Origin of the sequence: Desulforamulus hydrothermalis Lam5 = DSM 18033 (genome assembly GCF_000315365.1) — a bacterium.
Lineage (GTDB): Bacteria > Bacillota > Desulfotomaculia > Desulfotomaculales > Desulfotomaculaceae > Desulfotomaculum > Desulfotomaculum hydrothermale.
The window spans coordinates 12,158-30,064 of record NZ_CAOS01000001.1 but is presented as its reverse complement, the minus strand read 5'-3'; the positions used below and the strand labels follow the sequence as shown (position 1 = coordinate 30,064).

Sequence of the window (17,907 nt, the reverse complement as noted above, 5' to 3'; positions counted from 1 at the left end):
ACAAAAAATCGCCGGGTGGGTCAATTCTAAACCGGCGATGGTGGGTCAAAATAAAGTCGGCGTTGACATGTGGGAATAGTGATATCCCATACCCGAGATGTGCTTGCTGTCTTTGCTTTTCTTGTTGATGGTATCATCAAGGATGACAAACAGTGGGTCTCCCGTTTTCTTAAGTTCTTGCTTCAAAAGCGTTTCTGTATATTGCTTACGTCTTAAGTTGACAAGGTTCTCGTCCCAAGGAGAGGAGTTCAGGAATTTCTGGGTACAACTCCTGTCTTTCGGAATAAAGGATGATCGAACAATATTGGAAATAGTTCTTTTGTCTGAGCATCCTATAATGCCTGATACAAGCATTTCAAAGTGTTGCACTTGTGGTTTGCTTAATGGTAGCTTCAAATCTTTCAAAATGTAGTTGTTTACTTCGTTTTGTTGGCTTAAAATTAATCTATCAGGCATCTCATTTTATCCTTTGTAGTGGCTTAGGCACCTGTTACATCGGTAAAATCTGAGCCTGATATTATTTTGTTAATTTTTTACAGAGTTTTTGCACAAGTCAAGTAATTATTGTTACTTTTTGTCGAATAGAAAAGAAAATGCCTTGAATCAGGCTTTATTGATTCAAGGCGAAATATCATTAATTCATCAAATTTAATAACACCTGCTTCGTTATTTACCTGCTCTGTTTGCATAATCGGAGCCTGCCGGGTACCGATCCCCATAAACTTTTATTTTGGAAAGAGCATCATTTAAAGTATTGAGTTCATCAGAAGTCAGATTAATCTCTGCCGCCCCAAGATTTTCTTCAAGACGCTCTAATTTGCGTGTGCCAGGAATCGGAACAATCCATGGTTTCTGTGCAAGAACCCATGTAAGTGCAATTTGGGAAGGCGTCGCGTTTTTATCTGCGGCAACTTTTTTGATTAAATCAACCAAGACCTGATTTGCTTCCAAATTTTCCGGTTTAAAACGGGGAACAATACTCCGAAAATCTGAGCTGTCAAATGTTGCATCCTTGCCAATCGTTCCTGTGAGAAATCCCTTTCCCAGCGGACTAAATGGAACAAAACCGATACCAAGTTCCTCTAGAGCGGGAAGCACTTCTTCTTCAGGAAATCTCCACATCATTGAATACTCACTTTGAACAGCAGTAAGCGGCTGAACCGAATGCGCGCGGCGAATGGTATTAACCCCTGCTTCAGAAAGCCCCCAATACTTAATCTTGCCTTCCCTAATTAAATCCTTTATTACTCCGGCTACTTCCTCAACAGGTACATCTGTATCAACACGATGCTGGTAATACAGATCAATTGTATCAACTTTAAGCCGTTTAAGAGAACCTTCAACCGATTTTCTGATTGTCTCCGGCTTACTATCAAGCACTTGTCTGCCGTTTACCATTTTGATGCCAAACTTAGTCGCTATTACAACTTTTCCTTTGAATGGAGCAAGCGCTTCACCTACCAATTCCTCGTTTGCGTATGGGCCATAAACCTCGGCAGTGTCAAAAAAAGTAATGCCTCTGTCAACTGCCGCATGAATAAGCTTAATCATTTCCTGCTTATCTGCCGCAGGCCCATAACCATGGCTCATACCCATACAGCCCAAACCGATTGCAGAAACTTCAAGGCCGGATTTTCCTAATATGCGTTTTTTCATTATTTTTGAACCTCCTCACGAAACTCCTTAGTTACTTATCGATAACCTGTTTAAGACGGGAAATCTGTAGCAATGCTGTCCTTTTCCCAAGCTTCCACTTCAGCACGAACTTCATCAAGCGCCCCCTTGACAATTCGAACAGCATCGCTTCCTAATAATAGCAAAGATGGCGGATTATAAGCTTCGACAGCCTTGATAATAAGCTGTGCTCCCTTTGCAGGATCGCCAATTTGGTGACCATCGGTGGTATCATTCTCTATTCGACGACGTCCGGCAGTTTCAGCGTAATCAGCGATGACAGTCCTAGACTGTTTCAATGAGCGACCAGAGAAATCTGTCCTGAATTCACCGGGTTCAACCACAATAACCTTAATACCAAGGGGGCTAACTTCCTTGCGAAGCCCATCAGATAATCCTTCAAGGGCACATTTTGTTGCCGAGTAATAGCCAGATCCCGGTGCAGTAACACGGGCAGCAATCGAAGAGACATTCACGATTGTACCGTGATGTCTTGTCCTCATACCAGGCAACACTGCCTTAATCAGTGCTACAGGGCCGAAGAAGTTGGTGGCGAAAAGTTCATCTACTTCAACTTCATCTCCTTCTTCCACAGCAGCACGATAACCATGTCCTGCATTATTAACAAGAACATCCACTCCGCCGAAGCGAGCCTCTGCCTGTTGCACCACCTGATCAACCTGTGTATGATCAGTCACATCCAATTGGAGAGCCAATGCTGTATCAGGATAGGAAGCCACAATATCTTGAATAGCCGAAAGCTTCCTCGCAGTAACGACTACGTTATAACCACGTTTCAGCACAGCCTGAGCAAGATGGCGACCGAGGCCGCTCGAACAACCAGTAATTAACCATGTAGACATGTCATTCCCCTCTTTTTCTAAAAAATTCTCTTCTCTATCTTTTCCAAGTTTTCTGTGCTTCGCTGTTATCAAATCTTCCTTTCGCTTCGCTCAATGCACAAAACGGGATGAAAGAATTTCTTTCAGACTTTACTCCTCCTCACAAGCACATCCTGAAGATATTCTCCACATCTTCCGGAGTCAAAGCCTTAAACCCTTGCAATACATCCCCTCTGCAGGCCTTTTTCGCCATGACTTTAAATTTTTTATCATCAATGCCGATTTCGGTAAGGGTGCTTTGCAGGCCCAGCGTCTTGAAAAGAAAATCGCTCAGGCACTCGATAGCACGTTCTGCCCCTTCCATATCGGAAAGCGACTCGTCGACTCCAAATATATTGACACCGAATTTCTTAAACTGCGGCGCGGAGGATTCATCCAAAATATATTCCATCCAGCGGGGAGTAAGGATTGCAAGGCCAAGCCCGTGGGTAATATCATAAAAGGCAGAGAGCTCGTGCTCCATGGCATGGCAGCTGGGGGCCTGAAATCCCCCGGTTGTTAAGAAGCCGTTCAGCGCCCAAGAGGATGCCCACATGAGGTTGGCTCTTGCCTCATAGTTTTCCGGTTCCTTTACGGCAATGGGGGCGTATTTGACTACGGTTTTTATTACGTCCTCCATAACGCGGTCCACCATGTCCATTTTCTTTGATGCTGTAAAATAAAAGCAGTCAAAAATATGGGACAAGATATCCGCGGCACCGCAGGCCGTCTGGAAAGCACTTACCGAATAGGTGTTGGCCGGGTCAAGGAAGGACACCTTCGGCTGAAGCAGAGGATGGATAAGACCGTACTTTTCGTTTGTGTCCAGATTGCTGATGACCGCAGCTGAGTCCATTTCCGAGCCGGTAGCGGACAAAGTCAATATCGTTACAATAGGCAGCGCCTTTGTGACTGGAGCCTTATGCGTTACCAGATCCCAGCTATCTCCGTCGTAAAATGCGGCGGCGGAAATTGCCTTTGTGCAGTCGATGGTGGAACCGCCTCCGACGGCAAGAAGCACGTCAATATTTTCCTTTTTGCATATATCCGCGCCCTTATTGACGGTGGTGTGCCGGGGATTTGGCTCAATGCCGGAAAGTTCAAAAACAGTAAGCCCTGTCTTTTTCAATTCATCCATAACCTTGTCGTAAAGGCCGATTTTTTTGATGGATCCTCCCCCATAAGTCAGCAACACACGGGTGCCGTATTGCTTTAATTCTTCGCCCAAATGCTCCAACTGGTTTTCTCCAAAATAGATTTTAGTTGTGTTTTGAAATACAAAATTATACATATCAATTCTCCTTTTTTAATTTTTTGAATAGATTAGCCAAAGGCCATCATCGTTTAGTCTTTTTGCTTCTTTCAGATGAAAGGACTTTGCTGATGCAGTTTTTGCGCCATATTTTCCTGTTTTGAAAAGCGGGATAGCATTTTCACTGCATTCGGCTGCTGGTATTACCACAAGGCTGATTTCATCAATCAGCTCCTCCTGCAAAAAGGATCCATTGACATTTCCGCCGCCCTCCAGCAGCAGTTTTTCAATGCTGAACAAATTTTTAAGCTTTTTGAGGACAAGTGCAAGCTCCAGCTCGGTTTTCCCGCCGAAGATATAGGAAACACCCTTGTCCCGTAAATGCGCCAGAAAGGCGTCTGGAACGCTTTCTGTCAGCACCTCTATGATATGCGCGCCATCATAGCCTTCGTCCGGGTCGGAAATTGCACGACCATTCCACCAGAGCTTTCCCTTCGGGTCTACTGCAACCGCATAAAACGCCGCTTTATGTGCGATATAATCCTCCCGCGCAATGGGCGGGCCGTCGTACTTATGCGGGGAAACTGGCGGTTGGGGAAAACTGCCCTCCATCGTCACCCTGCCGCAGAGGAAGCCGTCTGCGCCGTATTCCCTGTGTATCCTATAGTAGTCCTCAATAAATTTACCGTATTCGCTTTTTCCCAAAAAATCTCCGGTGACCTTTCCGTCCAGTGACATTACCATGTGGCATATGATATACGGTCTGTCCATAGGCACACCTCCTGATTATTTCAGCTTCTCATAGGCTTCATCGTCTACCGGTTCCAGCCATTCAACGGGACCGGCTTTCGGATTTGCTTCTATTGCCAGATGAACGAGCCAGCTATCCTTCGCCGCGCCATGCCAGTGTTTAACATTGCATGGAATTTCAACGATATCGCCTGCGCGAAGCTCACGGGCTTCTTTTCCTTCCTCCTGATACCAGCCTCGGCCGCCCGTAACAAGCAGAATTTGCCCTCCGGGGTGCTTATGCCAGTTGTTCCGGCAGCCCGGTTCAAATGTAACATTGCCGATAGGACAGCCAAGTTTTGAGTGGGGTGGCACAATCATATTCAGCCATACATTGCCGCTGAAATTGTTGCTCTCCAGCTTTTCTCCTTTGGGAAATATTACGCTGTTGTTTAAATCTGCCATTTAAAATCACCTTCCTCGTCTTTCCCATTGTTTGCACTGAATGCAATACAGAAACCTTTCTCTTTCAAGTTCTTCTATCGAATAAAATTGGTAGCAATTCGCTGCTCTTTTTCCGGTAAGCCGAACTTTTCTTTTCCTAATGATATGCTCTTGATTAAAAATGCCATATTTTTGCCTAGTGTGCGCATTGTTTGTAGTCCTTCTTCGTCTTTTCGGACATCATCTGGCGTATATCCATGAACACTGTTCCAATATTGACTTGAAGCAATTGGCATGCCTGAAATTGTAAAATATTTATTGATTTCATCAAAGGTGGCTGAGCATCCGCCTCTCCTTGCCGATACAACCGCCGCTCCTACCTTCATGGTTTTATCAGCCAGCACACTATAAAAAAGACGGTCTAAAAAAGATATAAGCGTTCCGTTTGCCGATGCGTAATATACAGGCGATCCAATTACAATGCCATCCACTTGCTCAAACTTAGGCGCTGTTTCATTTACAATATCATTAAACACGCATTTGCCTGTGGTTTTGCATTTGCGGCATCCTATGCATCCTCTGATATCCTTATTTCCCACATGGATAATTTCTGTTTCAATTCCTTGTACTGTCAAAGTTTTTGCTACTTCGCTCAAAGCCGTATATGTACATCCTTTCTCATTTGGGCTTCCATTTATTAATAATACTTTCATGTTTTTTCTCCTTCCCTATTAAGGCTTCCTGAAAAACTCCATGGTTTCTTCAAGCAAGCCGAACTATTTAGCATTTGTTTCGGTCCATTCCAACACTAATCTTTTCAGAAATGCGATGAAGCCAAAAAGATGATCTCTCATGATCTTCTCGCAATTTGCCACCAGAAAGCTCAGCGTGATGGCGGTTTCGCTTGTACCTTTCAATTCATCGTCTTAAAAGAATCGCTGTTGTCTCTCCAATGAACGGTACCGATACTTCTTAATATCCACATTTTTGTAATGAATCCTGCCGCTTCGAATGACATCAAGTTCTTGTTCCTTGGACATTGTTGCGCCCATATGAACAAAGACAGCTTTTTCGTGGAAGAGAGAGTCCAAGGAATCTGCTTTACCTTCTGACATTCAGCTCCACTTTTCTTTAGAAAGGGAAATTAATTCTTGTTCAAATTTATCGTTATTCATCACTATCTATCTCCTTTGCAAATTAACATATTGGTGAAATTTAATGCTTGGAAATAACTCAAAATGGATTTGTATGTATATTCGATGATGCGCATGGATGCAAGTATCATGCTGGTTTTCTTCATAAACACATGCTTCTTATCTTGTCATGTGTTTTTCCCAAAATTTTATAGCATTATCTATCCAGCCTTCTGCGGCGGTTCCTTCCCCAAGCCCAAATCCATGTGAAAGTCCCTGAAAGACCTCTATTTCCGCATCGGTTCCATTTGCCTTAATCCTGTTGATTCTGTCTTCCATCGTTTTGTAAGATGCAATTCCGTCATTCGTTCCCACGCATGCAAATGTCGGGGGTTCCTTTCCCGTCACTTCCGACAAACCGGTATACTGCATAATGACAGCCGCAGGACGCGGATATCTCTTTTCTCCAAAGCTCTCAGTACCGTAGCTTCCAAGCCATGCTGCCATACGCGCTCCGGCAGACCCTCCCCAGAGAGAATAGTCTTGCATGTCTATTCCGAGTTCGTCGGCGTTCTCATGCAGGAAAGCAATTGCCCTTGCAAGGTCCTCACAGGCTGTCTGTGAACCTGGGCGATAAATTAAAGCAAATGCGTTATACCCCTTTTTGCTGAGTTCAAGAGCATGCGGAAAACTGTCCTGCATCGCACCGACAAATACAAATCCCCCGCCTGCATTGACAATTGCTGTTTTTGCGCCTTTATTGCCGCGGAAAAAGAACAGCCCTGTATCCTCTTTGTCAGGATCCTGCGCTTTTTCTTCATCTGAATAAATATCATAGAAAACAGTATCTCCCGACAGGACGCGTTCTTTAAGGTAATTTGCGATTTCCACCGTTCTGTCCGGGTTAATGTTGCTATACCATGTCAGGGAGAGTTTTCCAAGAGTATCCCCGCCATAGTACCCTTTATCTGTCGGAAAGAGAAGCCTTCCGAAATTTCCGAAAGCTGGATCCTGTATCACATCTTTGATCCTTGTATCTGCAGTGAAAGCTTTATAGGATTGATCATTTCCCAAGACTGACCGAACCCCCTGCTGTTTCTCCTGTGTCTCCTCCTTACCGCTCCAGAATGCTTTCATCCCGTTATAGGTGTATTCCATCGCAGCGTTTCCGCCATGGGAATATCCTTTTTTAACATGAAAAGCAAAATTGCCGCTCGCCTTATCATCGACATCGGTAAAATAGGCGGATGTTCGCATCAGATCCGTTCTGTTTTTGTCGTAGGTGTACGCAAAATCATCGGTTCCTGTCATCACAAAGACGAAGTAATCATTCGGATCATGTCCGTCAGCTGCAGCAAAGATCTCTTTGTCATCCAGAGTTGTGCCGCAGCTCATCGGCAGGAAATAGTGAAAGTAATCAAGTCCGTATTGGAATGTCCGCCAGGTTGCGACCGATCCCATGGAAAATCCGCCGAATCCCCGGTGATCACGGGAAGCGATCAGATCTTCTGCAGATGTACTTGCGGCATAGGTGCTGTACGTTCCTTCCACCGCAGGGATCAGATCATTTAATAACTCGTTATGGTAGTTCCTCGTTAGCTGCATCGCCAGAGAAAAGTTGGCAGAATCCAGTCCATTTTCATTTGTATTATTATAAGTCGGACATACTATGATCAGCGGTTTGATCTCGCCTGCAGCAATCGCATTATCAATGACGTTCTTAAAGGAGGATGGTTGGGTCGGGATTCCGAGTATCGTGGTCTCATCGCCCCAGCCGCCATGCATCAGATAGAACACATCGTATTTTTGATTCTTACTATAGCCATAGGGGAGATATACAACCGCATGTTTTTTAAGTGGTTTTGATTTTTCATCATAAGAAAAGGATTCATAGGTATCGTAATATAGATCCGTTAACGTTCCAGGCTGCTCTGATGCTTTAAAATACCCATCAGGAATTTCTTCAATCGCTTTCGGAATCATGACATTCTGCTCTGCTTCCTGGGAATTCATATTCGATGTCTTTGTTATTACTGTATCTTCCATTGCCGCCTCACTCAAAGACTCTTCTGTACTGCCGCAGGCAGCAATCAGCAACGCCATGAACAAAATCAGTCCTGTAATTACGATTTTTCTCATTTTCTCTCCTTCCTTCCTAAATTTACAGTTGAAAGAGCTCTTTTAAAGGTCCTTTCAACTGTACCAATTAATAACCTATCTCTTTAATGAACAAATCCATTTGACCATTTCAGGGTCCCTATGTGAAAAGAAAGCACTTTCTTTTTTATCCAATGCTGCAATTTTATCCATATCTTCTGAAGAAAGCTCAAAATCAAATATGTTGATATTCTCAACAATTCTTTCTTTACGCACTGATTTTGGAATTGCAACAACTCCCCTCTGCACAAGCCAGCGCAGTATAATTTGAGCAACAGATTTGTTGTGCTTTTGGGCCAGCGACATCAGCGCTTCATTTTGGAACATGTTGTTTCTGCCCTCGGCAAAAGGACCCCAGGATTCTATTTGCACTTTGTATTCTTCCATTATTTTTTGACTGTCAATTTGCTGGCAAAATGGATGCGTTTCTACCTGATTTACCGCAGGAGTTATTTCGTTATTGAGGATTAAATCAACAAGCCTGTCTGGGTAAAAGTTGCTTACTCCAATCGCCCTGATTTTTCCCTCACGGTACAGCTCCTCCATAGCACGCCATGAGCCATACACATCGCCAAAAGGCTGATGAATCAAATAAAGGTCGAGATAATCAAGCTGAAGATTCTTAAGCGATTTTTCAAAGGCTTTTTTGGTTTTTTCATAACCGGCATTCTGAATCCAAAGTTTCGTAGTAACGAAAAGTTCTTCTCTTGGAACACCGCTTCTTTTTATTGCTCTCCCTACAGCTTCTTCATTGCCGTATGATGCAGCGGTATCTATCAGACGATACCCTGCTTCAATTGCATCACAAACACAGCGTTCACACTGCTCGGCATCATTTATTTGATAAACGCCGAACCCTAAAATTGGCATCTCCACACCATTATTTAAAACTACCTTTTTCATATAAATGCTCCTTTCAGATGTTAATATTTTTCAACCAATGGTTAATATCTTTTTCCGAGTTGTTTACGTTCCCGCCACGGATTGCCAGCCCTCTCAATACTTTTGAATTTGGGCACAGCTTTTTTATATCGCTTTCACTGCATCCCATGCCGCTTCCTTCGTGGGTGCAGAAGGGAAGAATGGTCTTTCCGGCAAAATCATATTTTTCGAGAAAAGTGAATACCGGCATCGGCATGGTTCCCCACCAGTTGGGATAGCCCAGAATGATAACTTCATAGTCATCTATATTTTCAAGATACGCTGAAAGATCAGGCCTTGCATTGTCACGCAGTTCCTGCTGGGCAACTTTGGTGGTTTCCGTATAATCCTCAGGATATTTCTTTATTGTATTAATGCGGAACAGTTTACCACCGGTTATTTTCTGAATCATTTTAGCAGCAACTTCCGTATTGCCAACCTGCAAATTTACAATGCGTCCATTGACATAATTGTTTCCTTCTCTTGAATAGTAGGTTATAAGAGTTTTTCCTTCTTTAAATTTATTCATTTTCACACCTCCTCGATTTCATTTCATCAGTTGACACATACACCCGTATGTGGTAACATCATAATAAACCTGAGAGTTGACTCTAAGTCAAGAGTTTTTTTAAAATTTGTTTTGCATTTTTAAGTAAAATTTTCCTTAATAATTATTTAACGATAATTTGTCGTATTTTGGAGGTAAATTATGTACTACACCATTGGTGAGATCGCTAAAAAAGTAAATATTTCCCCGCACACCTTACGCTTTTATGCGAAAGAAGGATTACTGCCCTTTGTTGAACGGAGCGAAAGCGGCATCAGAATGTTTAAAGATGAAGATTTTCAATGGCTGATGATAATTGAATGCTTAAAAAAAGCCGGCATGCCAATTAAAGATATTAAAACCCTCATTGACTTGACTATGGAAGGCGATGCAACAATCGGCCAAAGGCTTGAAATATTTAAAAAGCAGAAAGAAGCTGTCGAAAAACAAATTGCCCAGTTGCAGGAAACGCTTGACCTTTTGAAATATAAATGCTGGTACTATGAAACAGCAAAAAAAGCCGGTACTTGCGCAGTACTTAATACAATTAAAATGGAGGATATACCGGAAGATATACGGCCTGTAAAAGAAAATCTTAAAAAAGTCCGCAAACTGTATTAAATTAATAATGCACATCTTCCTGTAAGTTGCAGAAAGGTGTGCATTATTAGGTTTTAAAATAAATTTATGCAAGTAGACATGTTCCCGCGAACACATTAAATCATTTCAATTTTCGTCTTTTCCGTCTACACAACCCCGCTCGCCAAAATCCGCCCCGAAAGGCTGTGGATGTGTTTCCGCGAACAGTTACGCACATAAAAATACAGTGCTTCCCGGCATCTCCGCCGCCAAAAAACACATTTTCGGCAGATGGCAAATCACCGGAAAACCCTGTATTCAAGCCGTTTTTCAGGCGCTTATTTGTTTTTTACATTTGTCATCAATACCACGCACTCAACGTGGCTCGTATCTTGAAATGGAATTTCCCATAATAACTTATCATAATCTATCGTTGCCCGTAATGCTAGGAAATACGGGGTGTGAAGGAAACATTTTAACTTATGAAGACTTGCTATTACCTGATGTTTTTTAGTAAAACTTGCTCACCGTTGGCAAACCGTTGGCAAATGGTTGGCAAAGCGTTGGCAAGCGGTAGGCATCCCAAACCCAAAGAAAACGCCCCCTGACCGATGGTTAGGGGGTGTCACCTCCAAAATAGAAGCAAAAGTATTTACCCTTCTCACCCCTCCATCAGGAGGGGTATTTTAATTCCACTCGCCCTACTCAGTAAGGTATCAGCCGTAGCAACGGCCAACCCGTAACCTAACAGGGGAGGCATCATAGCTAACTAAATGTATCCCAACTCCTTGCCCAATTCTAATTCCTTTTCGATATCTTCCAAGTCGTAATTGATATGGACTTTTTTGTGGGCTAGTAAATTGGAAAATTCCCAGGCGGTCATATCGCACATTTTTGCTGCTTGGCCAAAGGAAAGTATTCCATCAGCGTAGTAAGACAGGGCCAGTCTTTGAGCTGCATCAGCTTGTAGTTCTTTCAGACGAAATCCAGCTATTAGCAGGCTGTCGGGGATTTTTAAGGTTAGCTTACCTTCTTGCATTTCATCACTCCCCGTTTTTTATCTATTATATCATTTGCTTATAACTAACGGAATTCTAAAGCAATTCAAGATTGATGCAACCCCTTATTTAGGCGGCAACTGCCGCCCATACCGGGGCGGGCTACTGCCCCGCTCCCGGTCCCTTTGGGGGCCACTGCCCCCAGCAATAGCAACTGCTCAATCTCCGCAGCCGCTCCCCAACTAACGGGAGCAGCAAAAGCTACCCCCGCAGGGGGCAAAGCCCACCTTCTAGGTGGGCCGTACCTCCTCCGGCTGGCGGTGGGCACTGCGCTCGGCGGCGTAGTAGGCCAGCTCGGCCATCGCCACAAAGGCGATGTGCTTGCACAGCACCCTTCTGACCAGGGCATCCTCGCAGCTGCAAAAGCAGCCAGTGGGCTGGATGGTGACGCCGTACTTCTTGCCTGCATATTTGACGTAGCCGGACACATCCACCCCACGCTGGACAAACACCCGGTGCCTGACTTCAAACTGCCAGCCTTGCTGCAGGCCCACCAGGGCGCGGGAAAAACGACCTTCTTCTACTTTGGACAGCACTTTTCTCAACATACTTGATAACCTCCCGTTTTTCTTGCACAGGACGGAGCCGGTGCCGGGGCTGTCAAGGGTGAGGCGTCAGCCGGAAAGTGGAGAAAATTTTTATTAACCGGACCCCAAAGGCCCGCTCTCATTTGGTTAATAAAAATTTTTGGAGCGGCCCTTGATAGGCCCGGCATTGCCGCTGCACCATGCACTACACTAGCTTTGGTTTTGGCGGCCTGCTCGCCGCCAAAACCCATCGGAGCCGAAAAAGCCACAGTGACCACTAAGGTATGGAGCGGGGAGCAGCGGCAAAGGCGGAGTATCATGGAAAAAGCGGGAGATGACCGATGCCCCCTCCAACGGGAGGGGGATAGGGGGTGGGTTTTCCGATGAAAGACCCCAAAGGGTTGACTTGCACCATGTCCCGACCCCAGAGGATTACCCCAAAGAGGGACATCTTAATGGCCGGCAGCCGCCGGCCCTATGCAGGGAGTTTCAGCGATGGACTATCCTTTGAACTGGGTAAAAAACTGCTGGCAGCGGCCAGCGTGAGGATTAGCACCGCTCTATGCAAGGGCAACGGCTAGGTGCTTCAGCAGCAGGAAGCCTTTGTGCCGACCCGAAAGACTGGCCAGCGGAGGCTGGCACGAAGGCTTGACCCCAGGGAAAGGCAGGGTGCCTGACCCCAAAGCTTTGACCCAAAAGCAGAAGGCACGCTGCCGCAGGTGACCGGGGGACCCGTAAGCACGGCAAGCACTCTGGTGGGAATTCGATAACTCCAGAGACTTACCCCAAAGGAATTCCCGCCAGTGTGCGGCTTAGGACCCAAGAGAAATACCCCGATAGCCGGAGCACTTTGGCGTAGTGGAGTGGAGCGGCAGTGAACGGAGCGGGGCTGGCGGGCTGGACCCCAAAGGGTTACCCCAGAGCAAGTCCGCTGGCCCGGCGGAGGGAAAGGTAGCGGAACGGAATGCAGCCAATGGGCGGAGGCCGAGACCCCAAAGCCCGGCGAGCACTCTGGTGGGAATTCGATAACTCCAGAGACTTACCCCAAAGGAATTCCCACCAGTGTGCGGCTTAGGACCCAAGAGAAATACCCCGATAGCCGGAGCACTTTGGCGTAGTGGAGTGGAGCGGCAGTGAACGGAGCGGGGCTGGCGGGCTGGACCCCAAAGGGTTACCCCAGAGCAAGTCCGCTGGCCCGGCGGAGGGAAAGGTAGCGGAACGGAATGCAGCCAATGGGCGGAGGCCGAGACCCCAAAGCCCGGCGAGCACTCTGGTGGGAATTCGATAACTCCAGAGACTTACCCCAAAGGAATTCCCACCAGTGTGCGGCTTAGGACCCAAGAGAAATACCCCGATAGCCGGAGCACTTTGGCGTAGTGGAGTGGAGCGGCAGTGAACGGAGCGGGGCTGGCGGGCTGGACCCCAAAGGGTTACCCCAGAGCAAGTCCGCTGGCCCGGCGGAGGGAAAGGTAGCGGAACGGAATGCAGCCAATGGGCGGAGGCCGAGACCCCAAAGCCCGGCGAGCACTCTGGTGGGAATTCGATAACTCCAGAGACTTACCCCAAAGGAATTCCCACCAGTGTGCGGCTTAGGACCCAAGAGAAATACCCCGATAGCCGGAGCACTTTGGCGTAGTGGAGTGGAGCGGCAGTGAACGGAGCGGGGCTGGCGGGCTGGACCCCAAAGGGTTACCCCAGAGCAAGTCCGCTGGCCCGGCGGAGGGAAAGGTAGCGGAACGGAATGCAGCCAATGGGCGGAGGCCGAGACCCCAAAGCTAAGGCGGCTAGCAGGGCTGTAGCTTCCTTTCAGACAATACAAAACAAAGCAGCCCTGTTGGCGGCCGGACCCGGACAGACCCAGGAGAATGACATACACAGGACCTATAAGCTGGCAGTCACCGGGAGCGGGGGTAGGTATCACTGTGGACCACCACAAACGCAACATCCCGCTGCCGGTGTCTGCCGACCAGAAAAGAACCTTTATGCCAACCCCAGAAATTTCCTTGAAGATGGCCCTATCATGCTTACTCTGATGAAAACTAAAAGGCCCCCCAACCTGGAGTGCCTTTGTTTCATTTAGTTATGAAACACCTTTAAATAGATAAACCATAAAACTAACCCATATAGGACGATTGCTTCGTAGTGTAAAAATGGAAATTTATCCTTGATGGTGAAGTGTAACTGCTCATTAATCCAATCAATTTGGGTGCCACCATAGAAAAAGTAAAGGTTGGTAAAAATATGGGTAAATGGCACTTGGTCGATATGGCGATACGATGAACCTCTGCTTCGATTTCCTTCATCCTTTTTTCGAACGGAGAAAAGTCTGCATGATCATCCATATTCTTTACTGTATTGTACATGGTCTGGAGTTCGTTATAAAGACTGGCCAATTGTTTACCAACCTGATTGTAATGTTCTTTATCCTTACTTCCGGCATCTAGTATTAGGGCTAAAATACCTATACAGATAATAATAACCGAAACAATCTCCTGAGTTCCGGGGTTCAGGTTTTTATAGCGTGTCGTCATCTGGTAGACACCCACAAAGACAGTACACAGGCTTAAAAATCTAGGAATTTTGCTATAAATGCCATAGGACAAAAAGGTCTTTCTGGCTCCAAAACCAATGTTATACCCCTTCTCAGCCAGGCTTTTCAATAAACTGTATTTATCCATGTTTTAACTCGGAAAATAGTTCCCGAATATTTTCCTCCATTCTTGGTTAGCTGAGTACTCTTTCTTGGCATTTTCATATTCTATGGCCCTAAGAGCATCGTTGTAACTGCTTTTAGCCTTTGATTCAAATTTACCCTTTCCATACACTCTTCGGTTACTTCCAGGGGCTAGCCAGTAACCCTGGCTAGGGTTTTGTTCGGATAAATACTTTAGGAAATCCCTGGTCATAAAATCATAATACAAAAACGATTTATCATTGTATTCCCATTTCTTCATAAAATTAAAAACCAGGGTATCAATCAATATGCCCGGAACAGGTACATTGCACTTTTCCTTCCATGCTCTGGCCATTTTGGCTAGGTGCTTTACTTTTTGATTGTAGGTGTTGTTTGCATCATTAATGGCATTAATTTCGGCTACTGGGTCGGTTACTTTCCAACCTCCGCCATTGTTAGCATCTGGATAAGTGTAGGTTCCTTCACGATTTAAAAATACTGGTATAACCTCAAATTTAATCCCGTCAGTGAAACTCACAACCACAACTTGTCCATCCCCAACATTATGAGTATTAGGATAGGTTTTCTTTATGCTTTCCTTAACAGCTTGTAGAAGGGCCGATTGGCCATTACTTTTATAGGCATCATGTTGCCAGTAAACATCACTTGGCAATTCCATGACCATATCAACGTCACTTACACCCCTAATAGCAGTACCCCTACCCACTGAGCCTACATATCTGCTATGGCTTATCTCTGAGGAAGAATTCCAAAAATCAGTGTTCAGTCTTTTCGTAATGGCCTTATATCGGCTAGAAATGGTGTCCCCATTCGTAATCTTAAGGTTATCAATTAGTGTACTAAACTTATCGGATATTGACATCGCAAAATACCTCCTGTCTAGTTGGTAAATAATTATATAGTAATTTTTAGTATACGGCAACAAGCCAATGTCGTTGTTGTTTTACACCGTTGTTTTTCATGACAGATATGCAAGCTATGTAAAGCAGCCTATAGGTTTACTACCCCAGAAGGATCAAGAGAATAACCTCCACAAGAACCTTAAACCGATAAATACCGGAGTCGGATTTACCATTTCTCTAGCACAAATCCTGCGCCCAATGCCGGTGTCTATCTGCCGACCCCAATCTCTAAAAGTGCTAGAAATATCACAAAAATGTTACATTGCTGTGACATGGCTGTGAAATTAGGGTGCTAGTATAGAAAATATTGGTATTTTATGAGTGGAGGGATTCTCTTGGGAATTCGGTTCAAACTATTATCCGGCTTTGGTGTGGTGTTGTTACTTTTACTACTGGTGAGTGGCATTTCCTACAGGCAACTAGAAAATGTGGAGCAAACCTTTACGAACTTTATTGACAGGGAGTTGCAGTTAACGGAAGAAGCAAAGAATGTTCAGGTTTCCTTTGCAGTTACCGAAGCCGCTCTCAAAACCTATGTGATTTTTGGCAACCAAGAGCATCTGGAAAAATTCACAGCCCTGGATGGTCAAACCGACCGTTCGATTAAAGAAGTTAAAAAATTAGCCCTGCATGACCAGACACGGCAACTGGCCACGCAAATTGAGCAATCGATGGCAGCTTATGATCAATACTCAGAGGAGATTGTTTCCCTGGTTCAGTCCGGTAAGTTAGAAGAAGCTCGGATGTATATCCACAGCAACCAGCAGGTAGCCGATAATTTCCACCGGGCGGTGGAACAATTGGTCAAGTTTGAGGATAAGGAAGCCCAAGAGGCCCAACGCAGTGTCCAGCAGAAAGTGGATAGCGTAAATCGCTTTGTAATTCTGCTAACCCTCGTCACCCTGCTGGCCGGTGTCCTGCTGGCCCTGTTCATGGGAAGGCTGATTGCCCATCCTTTGCAACAAATGGCCCAGGAAGCGGCCAAGATCGCCTCTGGTGATTTAAGCGGCAGAGACTTACCGGTGAAAAACCGGGATGAACTAAGCACACTGGCCCGTTCCTTTAACCAAATGCGAGCAAATCTCCGGGCCTTAGCGGGGCACCTGATCCATACGGCGGACAGCCTAACCACCGCTGCGGCTGGTTTATCCCAGCAAACCCAGCACACCGCTACCGCCGCCAGCCGCAATTCTGCCACCATTTCTGAAATTTCTGCTTTCGCAGATCAGATTGCCCACAACACCCACCAGGTGGCGACAGTGGCCCAGGAGACAGCCAGCACCGCCGAGGCAGTCCAGCAAGGTATGGCGGGGATCACCCAACAAATTGAGGTCATTGCTACTTCTGGCCAACACGCCTCCCAAATGTTGCAAAAACTGGTGCAAGAACTAAGCCAAGTCAATCAGATTGTAGAGTTAATTACCCACATCGCCGACCAGACCAATATGCTGGCTTTAAACGCCGCCATCGAATCCGCCCGAGCCGGAGACCAGGGCAGAGGCTTTGCCGTGGTGGCGGAGGAAGTACGCAAACTGGCAGAGCAGTCGGCCGCTGCCGCCGGAGAAATTCGTACACACATTGAGCAAATCCACACCGACTCCGGAACGGCTGTGGCTTCAATGGACACAGGTACTGCCAATATCAAAAACGGTGCCGAAGTCATTCATGAAGCGAGCGGTCGCTTTAGCTCACTACTGCATACCATCGGAGGCTTGTCGGGCCAGGTGCAGCAACTATCCGCCGCCGTGCAGCAGATTTCCGCTGGCGTACAAAATGTGGCTGCCACCACCGAAGAACAAACAGCGGCCCTGCAGGAGGTTTCCTCCGCCACCGAAGAATTAACCAAACTGGCCGATGCCTTAAAGGCCGCTGCCAATGGTTTTAAAATATAACAAAAATGAAAAAGCAACCTGTGCCACTTCCCAGTGCTACACAGGTTGCTTTTTCATTGACCTCTATTCCTCCCCAGGCCAAGCACAGACGGCATTGGACAACTCCAGGGAACGAAAAATCCACCAACCGGCATAATGAAGCACCAGCGGTTGGTCTGGTTCTGCCAGGCGTATTTGTGGATCTATATAAACGGTGATACCCTGGACTTCCTGGGACTGAAAGGTTTGCTGCTGAGCTGAAGGTGCCCCCCCACGCACGGTGGGAGTGTGGCTATTGATAGCTCCCCCGTGGGTACTGCAGCGTCAGCCCCCTTCCACCATACATTGAAGGGTAACCTTACCGCCGATCTTTTCCAAGATATACTGACGGGCCTCCGGTGTTAGCTCTATATTCATGTGTTAAGTCCTCCCCGCTCGCCAAATCTTTAAGTAATTTCTACAACAGACTGCCTATTCTTCTCAATTTAAAGCAACTAGGCTATGCACAAAAAATTTCCCGGTGATTAGCCGGGAAGT

General features: G+C 46.0%; 17 protein-coding genes. 3 read left to right on the top strand and 14 right to left on the bottom strand.

What is annotated here, in order from left to right; all coding sequences use genetic code 11:
• Positions 1-45: 45 nt before the first annotated feature.
• The 10 genes from DESHY_RS00165 to DESHY_RS00115 form a co-directional block, all read right to left on the bottom strand.
• Positions 46-456 (bottom strand): transposase, encoded by a 411-nt coding sequence (locus DESHY_RS00165; protein ID WP_008409487.1) that lies wholly within the window; start codon positions 454-456, stop codon positions 46-48.
• A 210-nt stretch (positions 457-666) separates the two neighbouring features.
• Complete coding sequence (locus DESHY_RS00160; RefSeq protein WP_008409486.1) at positions 667-1,656, bottom strand: aldo/keto reductase; 990 nt, start codon at positions 1,654-1,656, stop codon at positions 667-669.
• Between the two features lie 50 nt (positions 1,657-1,706).
• Entirely contained in the window at positions 1,707-2,609 is a 903-nt protein-coding gene (locus DESHY_RS00155; RefSeq protein ID WP_235695485.1) for an oxidoreductase, read from the bottom strand.
• A gap of 67 nt (positions 2,610-2,676) precedes the next feature.
• The gene (locus DESHY_RS00150) at positions 2,677-3,846 is read right to left on the bottom strand and encodes an iron-containing alcohol dehydrogenase (RefSeq protein ID WP_008409484.1); all 1,170 of its coding nucleotides are present in this window, start codon (positions 3,844-3,846) and stop codon (positions 2,677-2,679) included.
• A gap of 15 nt (positions 3,847-3,861) precedes the next feature.
• Complete coding sequence (locus tag DESHY_RS00145; protein ID WP_008409483.1) at positions 3,862-4,578, bottom strand: RibD family protein; 717 nt, start codon at positions 4,576-4,578, stop codon at positions 3,862-3,864.
• A gap of 15 nt (positions 4,579-4,593) precedes the next feature.
• A complete protein-coding gene (locus DESHY_RS00140) occupies positions 4,594-5,001 on the bottom strand; it encodes a cupin domain-containing protein (protein ID WP_008409482.1) in 408 nt (135 codons plus the stop codon).
• Between the two features lie 74 nt (positions 5,002-5,075).
• A complete protein-coding gene (locus DESHY_RS00135) occupies positions 5,076-5,693 on the bottom strand; it encodes a flavodoxin family protein (protein ID WP_008409481.1) in 618 nt (205 codons plus the stop codon).
• Between the two features lie 600 nt (positions 5,694-6,293).
• Positions 6,294-8,252 (bottom strand): alpha/beta hydrolase-fold protein, encoded by a 1,959-nt coding sequence (locus DESHY_RS14780; RefSeq protein WP_008409479.1) that lies wholly within the window; start codon positions 8,250-8,252, stop codon positions 6,294-6,296.
• 75 nt (positions 8,253-8,327) lie between these two features.
• Positions 8,328-9,173 (bottom strand): aldo/keto reductase, encoded by an 846-nt coding sequence (locus tag DESHY_RS00120; protein ID WP_008409478.1) that lies wholly within the window; start codon positions 9,171-9,173, stop codon positions 8,328-8,330.
• A gap of 13 nt (positions 9,174-9,186) precedes the next feature.
• Positions 9,187-9,720, bottom strand: a complete 534-nt coding sequence (locus tag DESHY_RS00115; RefSeq protein ID WP_008409477.1) for a flavodoxin — start codon at positions 9,718-9,720, stop codon at positions 9,187-9,189.
• Positions 9,721-9,900: 180 nt separating this feature from the next.
• Here DESHY_RS00115 and DESHY_RS00110 point away from each other — a divergent pair, with 180 nt between their 5' ends.
• Positions 9,901-10,359: a MerR family transcriptional regulator gene (locus DESHY_RS00110; RefSeq protein WP_008409476.1), complete on the top strand. Its 459-nt coding sequence runs from the start codon at positions 9,901-9,903 to the stop codon at positions 10,357-10,359.
• 727 nt (positions 10,360-11,086) lie between these two features.
• Here DESHY_RS00110 and DESHY_RS00105 read toward each other — a convergent pair.
• Together DESHY_RS00105 and DESHY_RS00100 are read right to left on the bottom strand one after the other, a co-directional pair.
• Positions 11,087-11,356 carry a UPF0175 family protein gene (locus tag DESHY_RS00105; protein ID WP_008409475.1) on the bottom strand — a complete coding sequence of 90 codons (270 nt, stop codon included), beginning with the start codon at positions 11,354-11,356 and terminating at the stop codon, positions 11,087-11,089.
• 249 nt (positions 11,357-11,605) lie between these two features.
• On the bottom strand, positions 11,606-11,923 hold the full coding sequence (locus tag DESHY_RS00100) for an SWIM zinc finger family protein (protein ID WP_008409474.1): 318 nt from the start codon (positions 11,921-11,923) through the stop codon (positions 11,606-11,608).
• Between the two features lie 362 nt (positions 11,924-12,285).
• On the opposite strand from DESHY_RS00100, the gene DESHY_RS13810 reads away from it, so the two are divergent.
• Entirely contained in the window at positions 12,286-12,483 is a 198-nt protein-coding gene (locus tag DESHY_RS13810; RefSeq protein ID WP_143147846.1) for a hypothetical protein, read from the top strand.
• Between the two features lie 1,533 nt (positions 12,484-14,016).
• Here DESHY_RS13810 and DESHY_RS00085 read toward each other — a convergent pair.
• Positions 14,017-14,580: an SLATT domain-containing protein gene (locus DESHY_RS00085; RefSeq protein ID WP_008409467.1), complete on the bottom strand. Its 564-nt coding sequence runs from the start codon at positions 14,578-14,580 to the stop codon at positions 14,017-14,019.
• A gap of 3 nt (positions 14,581-14,583) precedes the next feature.
• Complete coding sequence (locus DESHY_RS00080) at positions 14,584-15,459, bottom strand: SMODS domain-containing nucleotidyltransferase (RefSeq protein ID WP_008409465.1); 876 nt, start codon at positions 15,457-15,459, stop codon at positions 14,584-14,586.
• A 375-nt stretch (positions 15,460-15,834) separates the two neighbouring features.
• Between DESHY_RS00080 and DESHY_RS00075 the strand changes: the two genes are divergently transcribed.
• Complete coding sequence (locus tag DESHY_RS00075; RefSeq protein WP_008409463.1) at positions 15,835-17,391, top strand: methyl-accepting chemotaxis protein; 1,557 nt, start codon at positions 15,835-15,837, stop codon at positions 17,389-17,391.
• Positions 17,392-17,907: the final 516 nt, after the last annotated feature.

Excerpts from the sequence above, each read along its gene's own strand:
- DESHY_RS00145 (WP_008409483.1), bottom strand. The coding sequence starts at position 4,578 with ATGGACAGACCGTATATCATATGCCACATGGTAATGTCACTGGACGGA.
- DESHY_RS00080 (WP_008409465.1), bottom strand. The coding sequence starts at position 15,459 with ATGTCAATATCCGATAAGTTTAGTACACTAATTGATAACCTTAAGATT.
- DESHY_RS00120 (WP_008409478.1), bottom strand. The coding sequence starts at position 9,173 with ATGAAAAAGGTAGTTTTAAATAATGGTGTGGAGATGCCAATTTTAGGG.
- DESHY_RS00100 (WP_008409474.1), bottom strand. The coding sequence starts at position 11,923 with ATGTTGAGAAAAGTGCTGTCCAAAGTAGAAGAAGGTCGTTTTTCCCGC.
- DESHY_RS13810 (WP_143147846.1), top strand. The coding sequence starts at position 12,286 with ATGAAAGACCCCAAAGGGTTGACTTGCACCATGTCCCGACCCCAGAGG.
- DESHY_RS00160 (WP_008409486.1), bottom strand. The coding sequence starts at position 1,656 with ATGAAAAAACGCATATTAGGAAAATCCGGCCTTGAAGTTTCTGCAATC.
- DESHY_RS00105 (WP_008409475.1), bottom strand. The coding sequence starts at position 11,356 with ATGCAAGAAGGTAAGCTAACCTTAAAAATCCCCGACAGCCTGCTAATA.
- DESHY_RS00135 (WP_008409481.1), bottom strand. The coding sequence starts at position 5,693 with ATGAAAGTATTATTAATAAATGGAAGCCCAAATGAGAAAGGATGTACA.
- DESHY_RS00165 (WP_008409487.1), bottom strand. The coding sequence starts at position 456 with ATGCCTGATAGATTAATTTTAAGCCAACAAAACGAAGTAAACAACTAC.
- DESHY_RS00150 (WP_008409484.1), bottom strand. The coding sequence starts at position 3,846 with ATGTATAATTTTGTATTTCAAAACACAACTAAAATCTATTTTGGAGAA.
- DESHY_RS00115 (WP_008409477.1), bottom strand. The coding sequence starts at position 9,720 with ATGAATAAATTTAAAGAAGGAAAAACTCTTATAACCTACTATTCAAGA.
- DESHY_RS14780 (WP_008409479.1), bottom strand. The coding sequence starts at position 8,252 with ATGAGAAAAATCGTAATTACAGGACTGATTTTGTTCATGGCGTTGCTG.
- DESHY_RS00085 (WP_008409467.1), bottom strand. The coding sequence starts at position 14,580 with ATGGATAAATACAGTTTATTGAAAAGCCTGGCTGAGAAGGGGTATAAC.
- DESHY_RS00110 (WP_008409476.1), top strand. The coding sequence starts at position 9,901 with ATGTACTACACCATTGGTGAGATCGCTAAAAAAGTAAATATTTCCCCG.
- DESHY_RS00140 (WP_008409482.1), bottom strand. The coding sequence starts at position 5,001 with ATGGCAGATTTAAACAACAGCGTAATATTTCCCAAAGGAGAAAAGCTG.